Raw genomic sequence first — 15349 nt, 5'->3', positions numbered from 1 at the left:
TCTCAGCGCCGATGGTACTGCAGGGGGGACCCTGTGGGAGAGTAGGACACCGCCGGACTTCTTTTAGTCGGAATGGCCACCCAATGTTGGGTGGCCATTTCGCATTTACGGGCACATTTCCCGGGAAGGCCAGTCATGTCGACGAATGACGCGAACGATCGCAAGAGCAACGAAGGACGCTCGGGCGACCGCGCGTCCGGTCGCGGGCAGTCTTCCGGAAGGGACGGGGCGTCGCCACGCGGCGACCGTCCGTTCCGTCGTGAGGGCGATGCCCGTCCTCCGCGCGACAACGACCGCCCGTTCCGTCGGGACAATGATTCGCGTCCTGCGCGTTCGGGGGATTCGCGTCCGCCGCGTGAGGGTGACCGCCCGTTCCGCCGTGACAACGATTCGCGTCCGCCGCGTTCGGGTGACTCCCGTCCATCGCGTGACGGCGACCGCCCGTTCCGTCGCGACAACGACTCGCGTCCGCCGCGTGATGGCGACCGCCCGTTCCGTCGTGACAACGATTCGCGTCCGCCGCGTGATGGTGACCGCCCGTTCCGTCGTGACAACGATTCGCGTCCGCCCCGTTCGGGTGACTCCCGTCCATCGCGTGACGCTGATCGCCCCTACCGTCGCGACAATGACTCGCGTCCGCCGCGTGATGGCGACCGTCCTTACCGTCGCGACAATGACTCGCGTCCGCCGCGTGACGGTGACCGTCCTTACCGTCGCGACAATGACTCGCGTCCGCCGCGTGATGGTGACCGCCCGTTCCGTCGCGACAACGATTCGCGTCCGCCGCGTTCGGGTGACTCCCGTCCATCGCGCGACGGTGACCGCCCTTACCGTCGCGACAATGATTCGCGTCCGCCGCGTGATGGTGACCGCCCGTTCCGTCGCGACAACGATTCACGTCCGCCGCGTTCGGGTGACTCCCGTCCATCGCGTGACGGCGACCGCCCCTACCGTCGCGACAATGACTCGCGTCCGCCGCGTGATGGCGACCGCCCTTACCGTCGCGACAATGACTCGCGTCCGCCGCGTGACGGTGATCGTCCGTACCGTCGCGAGGGCGACAATCGCGGTTTCGCCGGCGGGAATGACCGTCGTCACTCAGGTGACCGGCGTCCCGGTGCGGGCGCACCCCGCCGCTTCGATCGTGACGACGCACGTGCCACGCGTCCGCCGCAGGACCGGCGCGAGCGGGGTCCGGAGATCCCCGAAGAGATCACGGCCTGGGATCTGCCGGGCGCGGCACGCAACGAGTTGAAGACGCTGAGCAAGGACAACGCCGAGAACGTCGCCCGCCATCTCGCGATGGCCGCGCGTCTCATCGACGAAGACCCCGCGCTCGCGCACGAGCACGCGTTGGCGGCCTCTCGGAGCGCCGGCCGTGTCGGCGTCGTCCGCGAGACGGTCGCCATCACCGCTTATGCGGTGGGGGACTTCGCCCTCGCCCTGCGAGAGCTGCGCACCCACCGTCGCATCACGGGCTCCGACGATCAGGTGCCGCTCATCGTGGACAGCGAGCGAGGAGTCGGCAAACCCGATCGCGCGCTGGAAGAGGGCCGCGCGGTGGACCGCTCGAAGCTCTCGGTCCCGGTCCGCGTGCAGCTCGCGATCGCGATGTCCGGTGCTCGTCTGGACCTCGGAGAAACGGAACGGGCGCTCCAGGAACTCGACATCCCCGAGGCCGACCCCGACCGTGCGTTCGAGTGGAGCCCCGCGCTGTTCAGCGCTCGCGCCGCGGTGCTCGAGGAGCTCGGGCGTGACGCCGAAGCGGCGGAGTGGGAACGCCGTGCCCAGATCGCCTCCGATGCCCTCGACGCCGCAGCGGGCGTCGCCGACCGCGAAGTGATCGTCGTCGAGGAGATCGAACTCATCGACGACGAGGGCGGTGTGGACGTGGCATCCGGGGTCATCCCGACAGAAGACCCCGGCGTCGACGACATCGAAGACCTCGGCGACACCTCCACCGACGACGATGACGCCGAGGTCGCTGATGCTGACGCCGATGCGGCTGATGCGGGCGCAGAGGACGTCGACGAGGCTGACTTTGACGATTCGACGGAATCCTCTGCCCCCGACGAGGACGCGCGATGATCTTCGGGCGCGGCCGGACGGCGTCGACACCGCTCGACGGCATCGACGTCGTGCTCGCCGACCTCGACGGCGTCGTGTACGCGGGCCCCGGTGCCCTCCCGCACGCCGTCGACAGTCTCAACCGGGCCCAGGACGAGGGGCGCCGGCTCGGTTACATCACCAACAACGCCTCGCGCACCGACGCATCGGTCGCGGAGCACCTCTCGTCGCTCGGACTCCGCGTCGCCGCCGACGACGTCACGACGAGTCCGCAGGCGGCCATGCGGCTCATGCGTGACCTCGTGCCCGCGGGCTCGACCCTTCTCGTCATCGGTGGTGAGGGTCTCGTGGTCGAGGTCGAGAAGGCCGGCTTCGTCGTCACCCGCAACGCCGACGACGCACCCGCGGCGGTCGTGCAGGGCTTCGCCCCCGACGTGGGATGGGCGCACCTGGCGGAGGCCGCCTACGCGCTTGCCACCCCAGTCGAAGACGGCGGCATCCCGTGGGTCGCGACGAACACCGACTGGACCATCCCGCAGGCGCGTGGCATCGCCCCGGGAAACGGCACCCTCGTGTCGGCCGTGCACACGGCGGTGGGACGCCTGGCGACGATCGCGGGTAAGCCCGAGCGTCCGATCTTCGACGAGGCGATCACCCGGACAGGGGCGAAGGCGCCGCTGTTCATCGGAGACCGGCTCGACACCGACATCCAGGGAGCGCGGACCGCGGGCATGCCCTCGCTGCTCGTGCTGACCGGGATCGACCGGCCGAAGCAGGTGCTCGCGGCCATTGCGTCGCAGCGTCCCGACTACATCGTCGAGGATCTGCGCCAACTCTTCGAACCGTATCCCGAGACCATCGTCAAGGGCGCACGCACCCGCGTGGGTGACGCGATCGTCGAGGTCGACGGTGTCGACCTGCGCATCGTCGCGGAGGGCGGTCGGCAGATCGACCTTCTGCGCGCCGGAGCCGCGGCGATCTGGAACTCCGGACGCGCCATCTTCGGCTTCCGCGTACCCGAACAGCTGTACGCGGACCCGTTCCGCGTGCGCTGACGTCGGTAGCATGGCATCCATGTCGGACAGCTCCGCCCCCGATGCCGTTCCCGAACTCGTCGATCGCCTGCGGATGATCGAGGAGCAGCCGCTGGGAGCGCGCGCGGAGGCCTACGCCGCCGTGCAGGACGAGTTGGCGCGCCGCCTCGAGTCGGCACCGACCGACACCCCGGCAGCGCGGCGGGCGTGACTCCCCGTCTCGATGCGGAGCTCGCCGCCCGAGGGCTCGCCCGCTCCCGCTCGCACGCCGCTCAGCTCGTCGTCGACGGGCTCGTGAGCGTCGACGGGCGTCCGGTCGTCAAGACGTCGGCGCAGGTCGGCGACGACAGCGTCATCGACGTGGCCGGATCCGACCATTACGTCAGCCGGGGAGCCCACAAGCTGCTGGCGGCGCTCGACGCTTTCGACATCGTCGTGGACGGTGTCGCCGCCGTAGACCTGGGCGCGTCGACGGGCGGCTTCAGCCAGGTTCTGCGCGAACGCGGCGCTCGCCCCGTCCTGGCCGTCGACGTGGGCCACGGGCAGTTGTCCACCGTCGTCGAGTCCGACCCGGACGTGGTGTCGGTCGAGGGGTATAACGTGCGGTTCATGACCGCCGCCTCTCTGGCCGCCGCGACGGGCGTCGACGAGCGACCACGCATCGTCACCGGTGACCTCTCGTTCATCTCGCTCCACCACGTTCTTCCCGCGATCGTCGAGACGATGGATCCGGCCGCCGACGTCGTGCTGCTCATCAAGCCCCAGTTCGAAGTCGGCCGCACCGCGGTCAAGGGTGGGCTCGTCACCGACCCGGCTCTGCGGTCCGACGCCGTGCACGGCGTGCTGTGGGCCGCGTGGGACGTGGGTCTGCGCACCGCGGGTCTCATCGCGTCGCCGATCGTCGGAACCCATGGCAACCAGGAGTACGTCGCGTGGTTCTCGGCCGTCCACGGCACAGAGCCCTCACAATGGGAGAGCACCGTGACCCGACTGACCGGAAGCCGATGACCCCCAGCGATCGCCGAATCCTCCTCGTCGTCCACGCGCGCCGTGACGACACCGTCCATGCCGCCGAACGCATCATCACGGCCATCTGCGCGGCGGGGGCGACTCCCGTCGTCTCGGCCGAGGACCGCCCCGAACTCGCCGAGCGCCTCGGCCTCGAGGGGGTGGCGACCCTGGGTGTCGACGTGGGCATAGACGACGTCGAGCTCGCCATCGTCCTCGGCGGGGACGGCACCATCCTGCGCGCGGCCGAGATGGTGCGCGGAAGCACGGCCCCCATCCTCGGCATCAACATGGGGCACGTGGGATTCCTCGCCGAGATCGAACGCGACGACATGGACGACGCGGTGCGTCGGGTGATCGACCGGGACTACACGGTCGAGGAGCGCCTCGCGCTCGCCGTCAAGATCGAAGACGCCGACGACCGTGTCATCTTCGAGACGTGGGCGCTCAACGAGGCCACCGTCGAGAAGGCCAGCCGGGAGCGCATGCTCGAGGTCGTCATGGCCGTCGATGGTCGCCCGCTGTCGTCGTTCGGCTGCGACGGCGTCGTCGTCGCAACTCCGACCGGCTCGACCGCCTACAACTTCTCGGCCGGCGGCCCCATCGTCTGGCCTACCGTCGAGGCGATCGCCGTCGTGCCGCTGTCGGCGCACGCGCTCTTCGCGCGTCCCCTCGTGGTGAGCCCCGAGGCCACCGTCGCGGTCGAGGTCTTGGAGCGCACGAGCGGCAGCGGCATCCTGTGGTGCGACGGTCGCCGTTCGCACGACCTGCCCCCGGGTGCGCGTGTCGTCGTGCGCCGGTCGTCCCGGCCCGTGCGGTTGGCACGGCTGCACCCGGCCGCCTTCACCGATCGCCTCGTGCGCAAGTTCCACCTCCCCGTGACGGGTTGGCGGGGAGTGGCGGGGGGACCTTCATGATCGAAGAGATGCGCCTGCGCGACCTCGGTGTCATCGCCGACGCCACCTTGCCCATGGGACGGGGATTCACCGCCATCACCGGCGAGACCGGCGCCGGCAAGACCATGGTCGTCACCGGTCTCGGACTGCTGCTCGGCCAGCGCGCCGACTCGAGCGCCGTGCGCAAGGGCGCGGCGCAGGCGACGGTCGAGGGCGTCTGGCTCGTTCCCGAGGACGGCCCCGTGGCCTCCCGCGTGCGCGAGGCCGGCGGTGACGTCGAACCGGTGGGCGGCGGCAGCGCTGAGCTGTATCTCGGTCGCACCGTCTCGAGCGAGGGACGAGGACGCGCGACGGTCGGCGGACGCACCGCTCCGGCCGGTGTTCTCGCCGACCTCGCCGACGATCTCGTCGTCGTGCACGGGCAGTCCGACCAGCTGCGGTTGAAGTCTTCGTCGGCACAGCGCGACGCCCTCGACCGCTTCGGCGGCGGCCCGGTGACGGCGGCCCGCACCGCCTACCGCGGCGCGTGGGACACCTGGCGCGCCCTCGACGCCGAGCTGACCACCCTCACCGCCGATCGCGACGATCGCGCCCGAGAGGCTGCGCAGCTGCGAGCCGCGATCGCCGAGATCGAAGCCGCTGCCCCCGTCGAAGGCGAAGAAGACGAACTGGCTCGGCGGGCGGAGCGTCTGGCGAACGCCGAGGAACTGCGTCTGGCGGCGGTCACCGCGCACGCGGCGCTGTCGAACGACGACGGCACACCTGACGTCGTCACCCTGCTCGCCGAGGCGCGCCGAGCACTCGAACGCATCGCGGGCAGCGACGCCGCGCTCGCCGCGATCGGAGAGCAGGTCGCCGATCTCGGCTATCGCGCCACCGACGCGTCGGTGGCGCTGTCGGGGTACCTCGCCGATCTCGACGAGTCGGGTCCGCACGAGCTGTCGGCCGTGGACGAGCGACGGGGCGTGCTCGCGGGTCTCGTTCGCGCCCACGGATCGGTGGATGCCGCGATCGCGCTGCTCGAGACGGGTTCGGCCCGTCTGGTCGAACTCGACGACGACGGTGACCGGATCGAACGCCTCAGCGCGCAGCGCGACGCGGCCGCGACAGAACTGGATGCGGCCGCCGACGACCTCAGCGCCGCGCGACGGGACGCCGCCGCGCGCCTCGGTGCCGCGGTGACCGAGGAGCTGCACGCTCTGGCGCTCCCCGACGCCCGGCTCACGGTCCAGGTCGCCCCCGCTGTTCCCGCCGGGCACGGCCGCGACGAGGTCACGATCCTGCTCGCTCCGCACCCCGGCGCGGATCCGCGAGCCGTATCGCGCGGGGCCTCGGGCGGAGAGCTCAGCCGTGTCATGCTCGCCATCGAGGTCGTCATCGCCGGAGTCGACCCGGTTCCCACGTTCGTCTTCGACGAGGTCGACGCCGGGATCGGCGGTGCCGCGGCGATCGAGGTGGGCCGCCGGCTGGCACGGCTGGCGGAGTCGTCGCAGGTCATCGCCGTCACCCACCTGGCCCAGGTCGCCGCCTTCGCCGGGAACCACCTCACCGTCGTCAAGGGCAACGACGGCGCGGTCACGGCATCCAGTGTCCGGCGACTCGACGGCGCGGAACGCGAGGCCGAGATGGCTCGCCTGCTGTCGGGCCTGAGCGATTCCGACGCCGCCCTCACCCACGCCCGGGAGCTGCTGCAAACGGGACGCTCCGTTCGGTGACGCGCGCTCGCCGCACGATCTTCACGCTGCGGTGATGCGGATGTCGGAGGGTGGTGCGAGACTCCCGAACGAGGCGGATGAGATCCGCGAGAACCATCGACCGAGCTGACTGATAGGATCGAAGCCCGTGATGCAGACTTCGGACGCGGGACATTCAGACGACAAGATCTTCACGACGAAGCACATCTTCGTCACCGGAGGAGTGGTCTCCTCCCTCGGAAAAGGCCTGACGGCGGCAAGCCTCGGCAATCTCCTCACGGCGCGAGGCCTGCACGTGGTCATGCAGAAGCTCGACCCGTACCTCAACGTCGATCCGGGAACGATGAACCCGTTCCAGCACGGCGAAGTCTTCGTGACCGATGACGGTGCCGAGACCGACCTCGACATCGGGCACTACGAACGCTTCCTCGATATCGAGCTGAGCCAGGCGGCCAACGTCACCACCGGCCAGATCTACTCGCAGGTCATCGCGCGCGAGCGCCGTGGCGAGTACCTCGGCGACACGGTGCAGGTCATTCCGCACATCACCGACGAGATCAAGCGCCGCATGCGCCTGCAGGCCAGTGAGAGCCCGCAGCCCGACGTGATCATCACCGAGATCGGTGGAACGGTCGGCGACATCGAGTCGCAGCCCTTCATCGAATCGGCACGCCAGATCCGCCACGAGCTCGGCCGCAAGAACGTCTTCTTCGTGCACGTCTCGCTCGTGCCCTTCATGGGCGCGTCGGGCGAGCAGAAGACCAAGCCCACCCAGCACTCCGTCGCGACGCTGCGCTCCATCGGCATCCAGCCCGATGCCCTGGTGCTGCGTAGCGACCGTCCCGTCACCGAGTCGAACAAGCGCAAGATCGCGCTCATGTGCGACGTCGACGAAGACGCGGTCGTCAACGCGATCGACGTGCCCAGCATCTACGACATTCCCTCGATGCTCAACGATCAGGGTCTCGACGCCTACATCGTCGACGCGCTCGACCTCGATAAGGCGGCCGACGTCGACTGGTCGCGGTGGCAGCGTGTGCTGCAGGCGGTGCACAACCCCAAGCACGAAGTCACCATCGGGCTCGTCGGCAAGTACATCGACCTCCCCGACGCCTACCTGTCGGTCACCGAGGCGATCAAGGCGGGCGGCTTCGGCCAAGAGACCCACGTGACGATCACGTGGATCCCGTCCGACCTGTGCGAGACGCCCGAGGGCGCCGAGAAGGCTCTGGCGGCGGTCGACGGCATCATCGTGCCCGGCGGGTTCGGTATCCGCGGCATCGAGGGCAAGCTCGGCGCGCTGCGTTTCGCGCGCGAGCAGGGGATCCCCACCCTCGGCATCTGCCTCGGCCTGCAGTGCATGGTCATCGAGTACGCGCGCACGATGGCCGGTCTCGAGGGTGCCTCGTCCAGCGAGTTCGACCCCGACACCGTCCACCCCGTCGTGGCGACCATGGCGGAGCAGGTCGACATCCTCGAGAGCGGCGACCTCGGAGGCACGATGCGTCTGGGCCTGTACCCGGCCGCCCTCGCCGAAGGCTCGCTCGCCGCAGACCTGTACGGGCAGTCGCAGATCTCGGAGCGCCACCGTCACCGCTACGAGGTCAACAACGCCTACCGCCAGCAGCTGAGCGACGCCGGTCTGGTGTTCTCGGGCCTCAACCCCGACCTCGACCTCGTCGAGTTCGTCGAGCTGCCGCGCGACGTGCACCCGTACTACATCGCCACCCAGGCCCACCCCGAGCTGCGCTCGCGCCCGACCGAGCCCCACCCGCTGTTCAGCGGCCTGGTCGCGGCGGCTCTCGACCGTCACCGTTCGAGCGAGCTGTTCGACGTCGAGGAGGACTGACGTGGAAGAACTGCGCGACGAATCCGTCGAGCTCGAGGTGCTCTCGAGCGAGCTCGTCTACGAGGGCGCGGTGTGGGACGTCCGCTCCGACACCGTGCGCTACGGCGACGGCGAGATGACCCGTCAGTACGTCGCCCACCCGGGAGCGGCCGCGGTGGTGGCCATCGACGACGACGGGCGCGTGGTTCTCATCCAGCAGTACCGGCACCCGATCAAGGAACGCGACTGGGAGATCCCGGCCGGGCTCCTCGACGTGGCCGGCGAACCCCCGCTCGAGACGGCGAAGCGCGAGCTGACCGAAGAAGTCGACCTCGAGGCGTCGCGGTGGCAGCACCTCGTGTCGATGCACACCACCCCCGGTGGCAACGACGAAGTCGTGCACCTCTTCCTCGCGCGGGGACTGACGACGGTCGAGACCGACTACCAGCGCGAGCACGAAGAGTCCGACATGCGCGTCGAGCGGGTGCCGCTGGCCGATGTCATCGACGGTGTGCTGTCGGGGCGCCTGCGCAACGGCATCCTCGCCACCGGCGCGCTCGCCGCGGCCGAGGTGCTGCGCCGCGAGGCCGCGTCGGCCTGACGTGGAGCTCGAGCGCGCGGTCGAGACCTACCTCCGCCACGTCGCCCTCGAGCGCGGGCTCTCGGACCACACGTCCGCCGCGTACCGCCGCGACCTGACGGTGTACGTCGCCTGGCTGCGGGAGCGAGGGGTGACGACGATCGATGCGGTGACGCCGGCTCTCATCGCCGACTTCGCCGCAGAACGCGCGTCGGCGGAACCTCCTCCCGCGTCGTCGTCGCTCGCGCGCCTGCAGTCGTCGGTGCGGGGACTGCACCGTTTCCTCGTGCGTGAGGGGCGCGCCGACGACGACCCGACGGGTCGACTGCGGCCCCCGAAAGCACCCCGCCGTCTGCCCAAGGCGCTCACCATCGCGCAGGTCGACCTGCTGCTGGATGCCGCGGGTCCCGCACCGAAAACCGAAGACGCCTCAGCGGCGGAACCGTCGGCGATCCGGGATCGGGCACTGCTGGAGCTGCTGTACGCGACCGGCGCGCGGGTGTCGGAGATCGTGCAGCTCGACGTTGACGACACGGCCCACGGCGATCTGCTGCGGGTGCGCGGCAAGGGCGACAAGGAGCGCATCGTGCCGGTGGGCTCCTACGCGCGTGCCGCGATCGAGGCGTACCTCACGCGGGTGCGTCCCGGCTTGGCATCCCGGGGACGCGCCACACCGCGACTGTTCCTCGGGGTGCGCGGGGCGCCGCTGTCGCGACAGAGCGCCTGGCTGATCATCCAGGCCGCCGCCGAACGCGCCGAACTCACCGCGCACGTCTCGCCGCACACGCTGCGGCACTCGTTCGCGACGCACCTGCTGCAGGGTGGGGCGGACGTGCGGGTGGTGCAGGAACTGCTCGGCCACGCGTCGGTGGCCACGACGCAGATCTACACGCACGTCACGGTCGACGCGCTGCGCGACGTGTACGCCACGTCGCATCCGCGGGCGCGGTGACGGGGGCGTCAGCGGGCCCTGAGAGACTAGAGGGATGACCGCAACGCTCGTCGCACAGGGCCTCGCCGGAGGCCACGGACACCGCACCCTGTTCGACGGCATCGACCTCACCGTCGCCCCCGGGGACGTGATCGGGGTCGTCGGGGCCAACGGTGCGGGCAAGTCCACGCTGCTGCGTCTACTCGCGGGCGTCGACGAGCCGCAGGGCGGGTCGATCACCCTCGCGCCGGCCGACGCCTTCGTCGGTTGGCTGCCGCAGGAGCACGAACGCGTGCCCGGTGAGACCGTCGCCCAGTACATCGGCCGCCGCACCGGGTCTACCGAGGCGACACGCGAGATGGACGCCACCGCGGCCGCGCTCGGAGATCCCGATGCGGTGGGGGCCGACGACGCCTACGCCACCGCGCTCGAACGCTGGCTCGCCAGTGGCGCCGCCGATCTCGACGAGCGGATGCCGGTGGTCCTGGCAGACCTCGGCCTGCAGGTGGGACCGGATGCCGAGATGACCGGGCTCTCGGGAGGGCAGGCCGCGCGCGTGGGGCTCGCGGCGCTGCTGCTCTCGCGGTTCGACATCGCGCTGCTCGACGAACCCACCAACGATCTCGATCTCGACGGCCTCGAGCGACTGGAGACGTTCGTGAGGGGGCTGCGGGGCGGCGTGGTGCTCGTCAGCCACGATCGCGAGTTCCTCGCGCGCTCGGTCACGCGAGTGCTCGAGCTCGACCTGGCGCAGAGTTCCCACCGCGTGTACGGGGGCGGCTACGACGCCTACCTCGAGGAGCGGGCGACGGTGCGCCGACAGGCGCGCGAGAAGTACGAGGAGTACGCCGAGACGAAGGCCGACCTGGTCGGGCGGGCTCGCACCCAGCGCGAATGGTCGAGTCAGGGTGTGCGCAACGCGATGAAGAAGTCACCCGACAACGACAAGATCCGCCGCAAGGCCGCGGCCGAATCGAGCGAGAAGCAGGCGCAGAAGGTCCGACAGATGGAGAGCCGGATCGCGCGGCTCGACGAGGTCGAGGAGCCTCGCAAGGAGTGGCAGCTCGAGTTCACGATCGGGACGGCGCCACGGTCGAGCTCGGTCGTCTCTACGTTGTCCGCCGCGGTGTTCCGGCAGGGCGACTTCACCCTCGGCCCGGTGTCGCTGCAGGTCAACGCGGGCGAGCGCATCGGCATCACCGGCCCCAACGGTGCCGGCAAATCGACGTTGCTGCGCGGCATCCTGGGTCGTCAGGCGCCCGACGAGGGCTCGGCGAGCCTCGGCGCCAGCGTCGAGATCGGCGAGATCGACCAGGCGCGCTCGCTGTTCGTGGGGGAGCGCCCGCTCGCCGAGACCTTCGAGGGCTTCGTGCCCGAGCTCAACGCGGGCGAGGTGCGGACGCTGCTGGCGAAGTTCGGGCTCAAGGCCGATCACGTCGCCCGCCGCGTCGATCAGCTGTCGCCGGGGGAACGCACGCGCGCGGGGCTGGCCCTGCTGCAGGCCCGAGGCGTCAACGTGCTCGTGCTCGACGAGCCGACCAACCACCTCGACCTGCCCGCCATCGAGCAGCTCGAGCAGGCGATGGAGTCGTACACCGGCACGCTGCTGCTCGTCACGCACGACCGGCGCATGCTCGCCGCGGTGCAGACCGACCGGCGCTGGCGCGTCGAGGCCGGGGTCGTGACCGAGCTGTAGGGAGACCCGCATAAACGCTGATCCTGCACGGAAACGCTCAGACAGCGCGTTTATGTGCAGGATCAGCGTTTATGCGTGGGGAGGGCGGGGGTCAGCGGCCCTGGCGCTTCTTGTACGGCTTGGGCTCGCCCTTGACGATGGGGGCGCGGCCCTTTCCCTTCGACGCTTTGGCTTTGCCTCCGCCGGGTGCCTTCTGGCGGGGAGCCGCGGGCGGCGCGTCGGCGATGCGGTGCCGGGCCTCGGTGAGGAGCAACTGGCCCGCGGGGGTCAGCTGCGTGGGCGGGGTGCGCGACACGAGCGGCTGCCCCACCTCTTCTTCGAGCTTGTCGATCGTCGTGTACAGCGAGGCGAGGGGGATGCGGAGCTTCTCCGCCGCGCGGGGGAAGTGCAGCTCCTCGGCGAGGGCGGTGAACCGGACGAGGTGCTCGAGCTTCATGGCATCCATTCTCGCGTGTTCGGCGGTAGCCCGTTGAGTGTCCACGACGCGCCGCCCGCGCACCGAGCCCCGCGGCGTGTTTTGGACACTCAACAGGGGAAGGGGCGGCGGGGCAGCGGGGCGGGCGCGGCGCGGCGCGGCGGGTTAGGCGGCTGAGGCGAGCATACGGTCGGCGGTGCGCAGCGACAGGGCCATGATCGTCAGCGCCGGGTTCGCCGCGATCGCCGACGGGAACACCGAGTTGTCGCAGATCCAGAGGTTGGGGATCTCGTGCGAGCGACCGTCGGCATCGACCACCCCGTCGGAGGGATCGTCCGACATGCGGCACGTGCCGATGGTGTGCGCCGAGCGGGCCAGCACCATCGTCTCGCGAGCTCCCGCAGCCTGCATCACCCGCAGCATGAACGCGGTGGCGTGGCGGTCGATCGCCTTCTCGTTCTCGCCCGCGGTGAACGTCACCCGAGCGCGAGGGATGCCGAACTCATCGGTCTCGTCGACCAGCTCGAGCCGGTTGTCGTCGGACGGGAGGCACTCGGCGTTGATGCCGATGCCGGCCATGAAGCGCGCCTGGTCGAGACGCTGCATGAGTTCGGGCCCCCACAGGCCGCCCCCGCGGGTGAGCGTAGTGGCGAAAGTGAGGGGCATGACGCCGAGGCTCTGCACGAGGTAGCCCCCGGCGAAGTCCGCGTCGGCGGGACGCATCATGTCTTCGCTGATGAGCGACGACGGATACCCGCGGTGCCCGCGCACCGGCTCGTCGAACCGGCCCCACACCTGCGTCGCCCCGTGAGCAAGGAAGTTGCGGCCGACCTGACCGTTGTCGTTGGCCAGACCCGTGTGCAGCAGCAGTCGGGGCGTTTCGACCCCGCCTCCGGCCAGGACGAGGGTCCGGCAGCGCTGGCGTCGGTCGACACCGTCCTTGCGGTAGACGACCGCCTCGACGTGACCGCGGGCATCGAGCTCGATCCCGTGCACCATCGCCTCGCTGCGGATCTCGGCCCCGGCGGCGACGGCCGCGGGCAGATACGTGTTGGCGGTGGAGGCCTTGGCGTCGGCACGGCATCCCTGGTGGCACTCGCCGCAGTTGACGCACGCGCCGCGCTCACCGTGGTGATCCTGCAGGCGCGCCCGGGTGAGCACGGCCGCCGGCGCGTCGGCCCAGCGGATGCCGAGGGCGTCGCAGCCCTTCGCCACGAGGTTCGCCGGTGCGTTGCGCTTCGCCGGCGCGTAGGCGTACGTGCGGCTCGGGTCCCACGGGTACGGCGTGGGGCCGGACACGCCGATGTCGCCCTCGACGCGCTCGACGTAGGCCAGCAGCTCGTCGGGGTCGACGGGCCAGTCGCGGCCCTGACCCGACCCGGTGCGGAGTTTCAGGTCACGGCGGTCTGGGCGGGGCGTGAACGCCCCCCAGTGCAGCATCGAGCCCCCGACGCCGCGCCCGCTGTTGTTGGGCCCGAACGCGGTGGGGTCGTCACCGCCGCTGAGGCGCTCGGACATCCAGTTGATCTCGACGGCCTCGGTCTCGTCGGGGGTCAGCTCGTCGAGCGAGAAGTGGCGTCCGGCCTCCAGCGCCACGACGCTGAGGCCCTTGCCCGCCAACTCCGCCGTCAGGGGCGCGCCGCCGGCGCCCGTGCCGATGACGACGACGTCGACGATCTCGTCGTCGGTGAAGGTGCGCATCTGCTCGAGGTTCATGCTGCGTCTCCCGCCGCGATCGAGCCGCCGACACCGGCGGGCTCCCAGTCTTCTCGGCGTCCCAGCCGCAGTTCCACGTAGCCGCGCATCGGACTGCCGCCGGTGGCGAACCCGTCGTACCCGACGCGCGCCATGCTCGCCGGGTGGGCCAGCCACTGGCGCACGAGGTCGTTGCGGGCGTCCTCGAGCCACGCCGTCAGCTGAGCGGCGTCGAAGGAGCCCGTCGCCTCCGTCGTTCCCTCGATCGCGGCGCGCACAACGTCTTCGCGCGCAACGGGGTCGGTCGGCCACACGGATGCCAGGGTGTCGAGCCCCGCTCGATACGCCTCGGGGTCGGGTGGCAGGTCGGCGTTTCGCCACCCGTCACCCTCACCGCGCGCGAGTTGCGCGTCGACGCGGGCGGCGAGGTCGATCGCGGGTCCCTTCTGCGGGACGACGATGTCGGCGATCTCGCGGAGCAGCACGAGTTGCGCGACGTCGAGCACGGCGGGGGCGTAACCGCGGTCGTCGGGAACCGCGCGACGGTTCAGGATGCCGCGCACGCGGGCATCCACGCGGTCGCCGGCGATGAGGGTCGCCCACTCGGCGGGGACGACGGGGCCGAGCAGCGCCTCGTCGGTCGCGAACCGCGCGATCGCCTCGGCGGCCTCGGGGGCACGCTCCAGGGGGATCATGTGCCCCGTGTCGTCGTGGGGGACGAACCGCGCGCGCGGGTACACCGCGGCGAGCAGGCCCGGCTGCGCCGCGGCTCCGAGATCGGCGTCGTCGGTGCCCGCCAGCACGAGAGCCGGGAGGTCGAGGGTGCCGACCTCGGCGGTCGCGTCGACGCGGCTGCCCGTCTCGAGCCACGCGCGCCACGCGGCGGGAGAGGTGCGTCCGAGATCGGCCAGGGCGAGGCGGCGGGCGTCGGGATCGAGCGGCTCGGCGGTGTTCTGCTCGAGGAAGGTCTCGGCATCCGTCTGCGAGATCGCGCCGTCGGACACCCACGACAGCATGAGCTCGCGGCGCTCCTCGTCCATCGGCTCGGGACGCGGGGGCGACGGCGCCATCAGCACCACGCCGCTCAGGCCGACCAGGGGGGCGTCTCCGCGCAGGACCCGGGAGGCCACGAGTGCGGCGATCTTGCCGCCCATGCTGTGGCCGCCCAGCATCCACCGGCCGCGCGCGTGTGCAGCGAGGTGGCGGACGACGTGGGCGACGGTGGCGTCGAGGGAGGAGTCCGTCGCGGCCGCCGCCGAGCCGAAGCCGGGGAGGTCGATGCCCTCGACGCGCACCCGGCCCGAGAGCTGTGCGGCGACGCGATCGAAGGAGTCGGCGCTCGCGCCGAGCGCGTGCAGCATGTACAGGGTGATGGGCGCCTCGCCCGGGGCGACGGCGTTCTCGGAGGGCATGTCTTCACGCTCGCTTACCGCGGGGGCGCGGAAGGGTCGGTTGCGGATCGGGATGTTTTGCGCAAGGGCGCCGCGGGCCTCGCCGCGGTGGCG

The 15349-nt window shown here is 70.9% G+C and carries 13 protein-coding genes; 10 read left to right on the top strand and 3 right to left on the bottom strand.

What is annotated here, in order from left to right; genetic code table 11:
• Window positions 1-1251 precede the first annotated feature (1251 nt).
• The 10 genes from ASF96_RS17430 to ASF96_RS11455 all read left to right on the top strand — a co-directional run bounded on the left by ASF96_RS17430 (window position 1252) and on the right by ASF96_RS11455 (window position 11734).
• Entirely contained in the window at window positions 1252-2088 is an 837-nt protein-coding gene (locus tag ASF96_RS17430) for a hypothetical protein (protein ID WP_235560589.1), read from the top strand.
• The gene (locus ASF96_RS11495; RefSeq protein WP_055939288.1) at window positions 2085-3122 is read left to right on the top strand and encodes an HAD-IIA family hydrolase; all 1038 of its coding nucleotides are present in this window, start codon (window positions 2085-2087) and stop codon (window positions 3120-3122) included. Before ASF96_RS17430 ends, ASF96_RS11495 begins: the two co-directional genes overlap by 4 nt.
• A gap of 19 nt (window positions 3123-3141) precedes the next feature.
• Window positions 3142-3312 (top strand): hypothetical protein, encoded by a 171-nt coding sequence (locus ASF96_RS17265; RefSeq protein WP_181015925.1) that lies wholly within the window; start codon window positions 3142-3144, stop codon window positions 3310-3312.
• Window positions 3309-4109, top strand: a complete 801-nt coding sequence (locus ASF96_RS11485) for a TlyA family RNA methyltransferase (RefSeq protein ID WP_055839958.1) — start codon at window positions 3309-3311, stop codon at window positions 4107-4109. The genes ASF96_RS17265 and ASF96_RS11485 overlap by 4 nt, the downstream gene beginning before the upstream one ends.
• Complete coding sequence (locus ASF96_RS11480; protein ID WP_055939285.1) at window positions 4106-5026, top strand: NAD kinase; 921 nt, start codon at window positions 4106-4108, stop codon at window positions 5024-5026. Before ASF96_RS11485 ends, ASF96_RS11480 begins: the two co-directional genes overlap by 4 nt.
• Window positions 5023-6720: a DNA repair protein RecN gene (recN, locus tag ASF96_RS11475; RefSeq protein WP_055839964.1), complete on the top strand. Its 1698-nt coding sequence runs from the start codon at window positions 5023-5025 to the stop codon at window positions 6718-6720. Before ASF96_RS11480 ends, recN begins: the two co-directional genes overlap by 4 nt.
• A gap of 130 nt (window positions 6721-6850) precedes the next feature.
• A complete protein-coding gene (locus ASF96_RS11470; RefSeq protein ID WP_055839967.1) occupies window positions 6851-8548 on the top strand; it encodes a CTP synthase in 1698 nt (565 codons plus the stop codon).
• 1 nt (window position 8549) lies between these two features.
• Window positions 8550-9128 carry an NUDIX domain-containing protein gene (locus ASF96_RS11465; RefSeq protein ID WP_055839970.1) on the top strand — a complete coding sequence of 193 codons (579 nt, stop codon included), beginning with the start codon at window positions 8550-8552 and terminating at the stop codon, window positions 9126-9128.
• Between the two features lies 1 nt (window position 9129).
• Entirely contained in the window at window positions 9130-10059 is a 930-nt protein-coding gene (gene xerD / locus ASF96_RS11460) for a site-specific tyrosine recombinase XerD (RefSeq protein ID WP_055939282.1), read from the top strand.
• Window positions 10060-10093: 34 nt separating this feature from the next.
• Window positions 10094-11734, top strand: coding sequence for an ABC-F family ATP-binding cassette domain-containing protein (locus tag ASF96_RS11455; protein ID WP_055939279.1), 1641 nt, complete (start codon window positions 10094-10096; stop codon window positions 11732-11734).
• Between the two features lie 91 nt (window positions 11735-11825).
• Here the strand turns inward: ASF96_RS11455 and ASF96_RS11450 are convergent, their stop codons facing one another.
• The 3 genes from ASF96_RS11450 to ASF96_RS11440 form a co-directional block, all read right to left on the bottom strand.
• Complete coding sequence (locus ASF96_RS11450) at window positions 11826-12170, bottom strand: LysR family transcriptional regulator (protein WP_055839982.1); 345 nt, start codon at window positions 12168-12170, stop codon at window positions 11826-11828.
• A gap of 144 nt (window positions 12171-12314) precedes the next feature.
• Window positions 12315-13865 carry a GMC family oxidoreductase gene (locus tag ASF96_RS11445; protein WP_055939275.1) on the bottom strand — a complete coding sequence of 517 codons (1551 nt, stop codon included), beginning with the start codon at window positions 13863-13865 and terminating at the stop codon, window positions 12315-12317.
• Window positions 13862-15256, bottom strand: a complete 1395-nt coding sequence (locus ASF96_RS11440) for an alpha/beta fold hydrolase (protein WP_055939272.1) — start codon at window positions 15254-15256, stop codon at window positions 13862-13864. Before ASF96_RS11440 ends, ASF96_RS11445 begins: the two co-directional genes overlap by 4 nt.
• Window positions 15257-15349: the final 93 nt, after the last annotated feature.

The sequence above is a fragment of the Microbacterium sp. Leaf179 genome (assembly GCF_001423785.1).
GTDB lineage: Bacteria > Actinomycetota > Actinomycetes > Actinomycetales > Microbacteriaceae > Microbacterium.
This window is presented reverse-complemented; position numbering and strand designations above follow the sequence as displayed.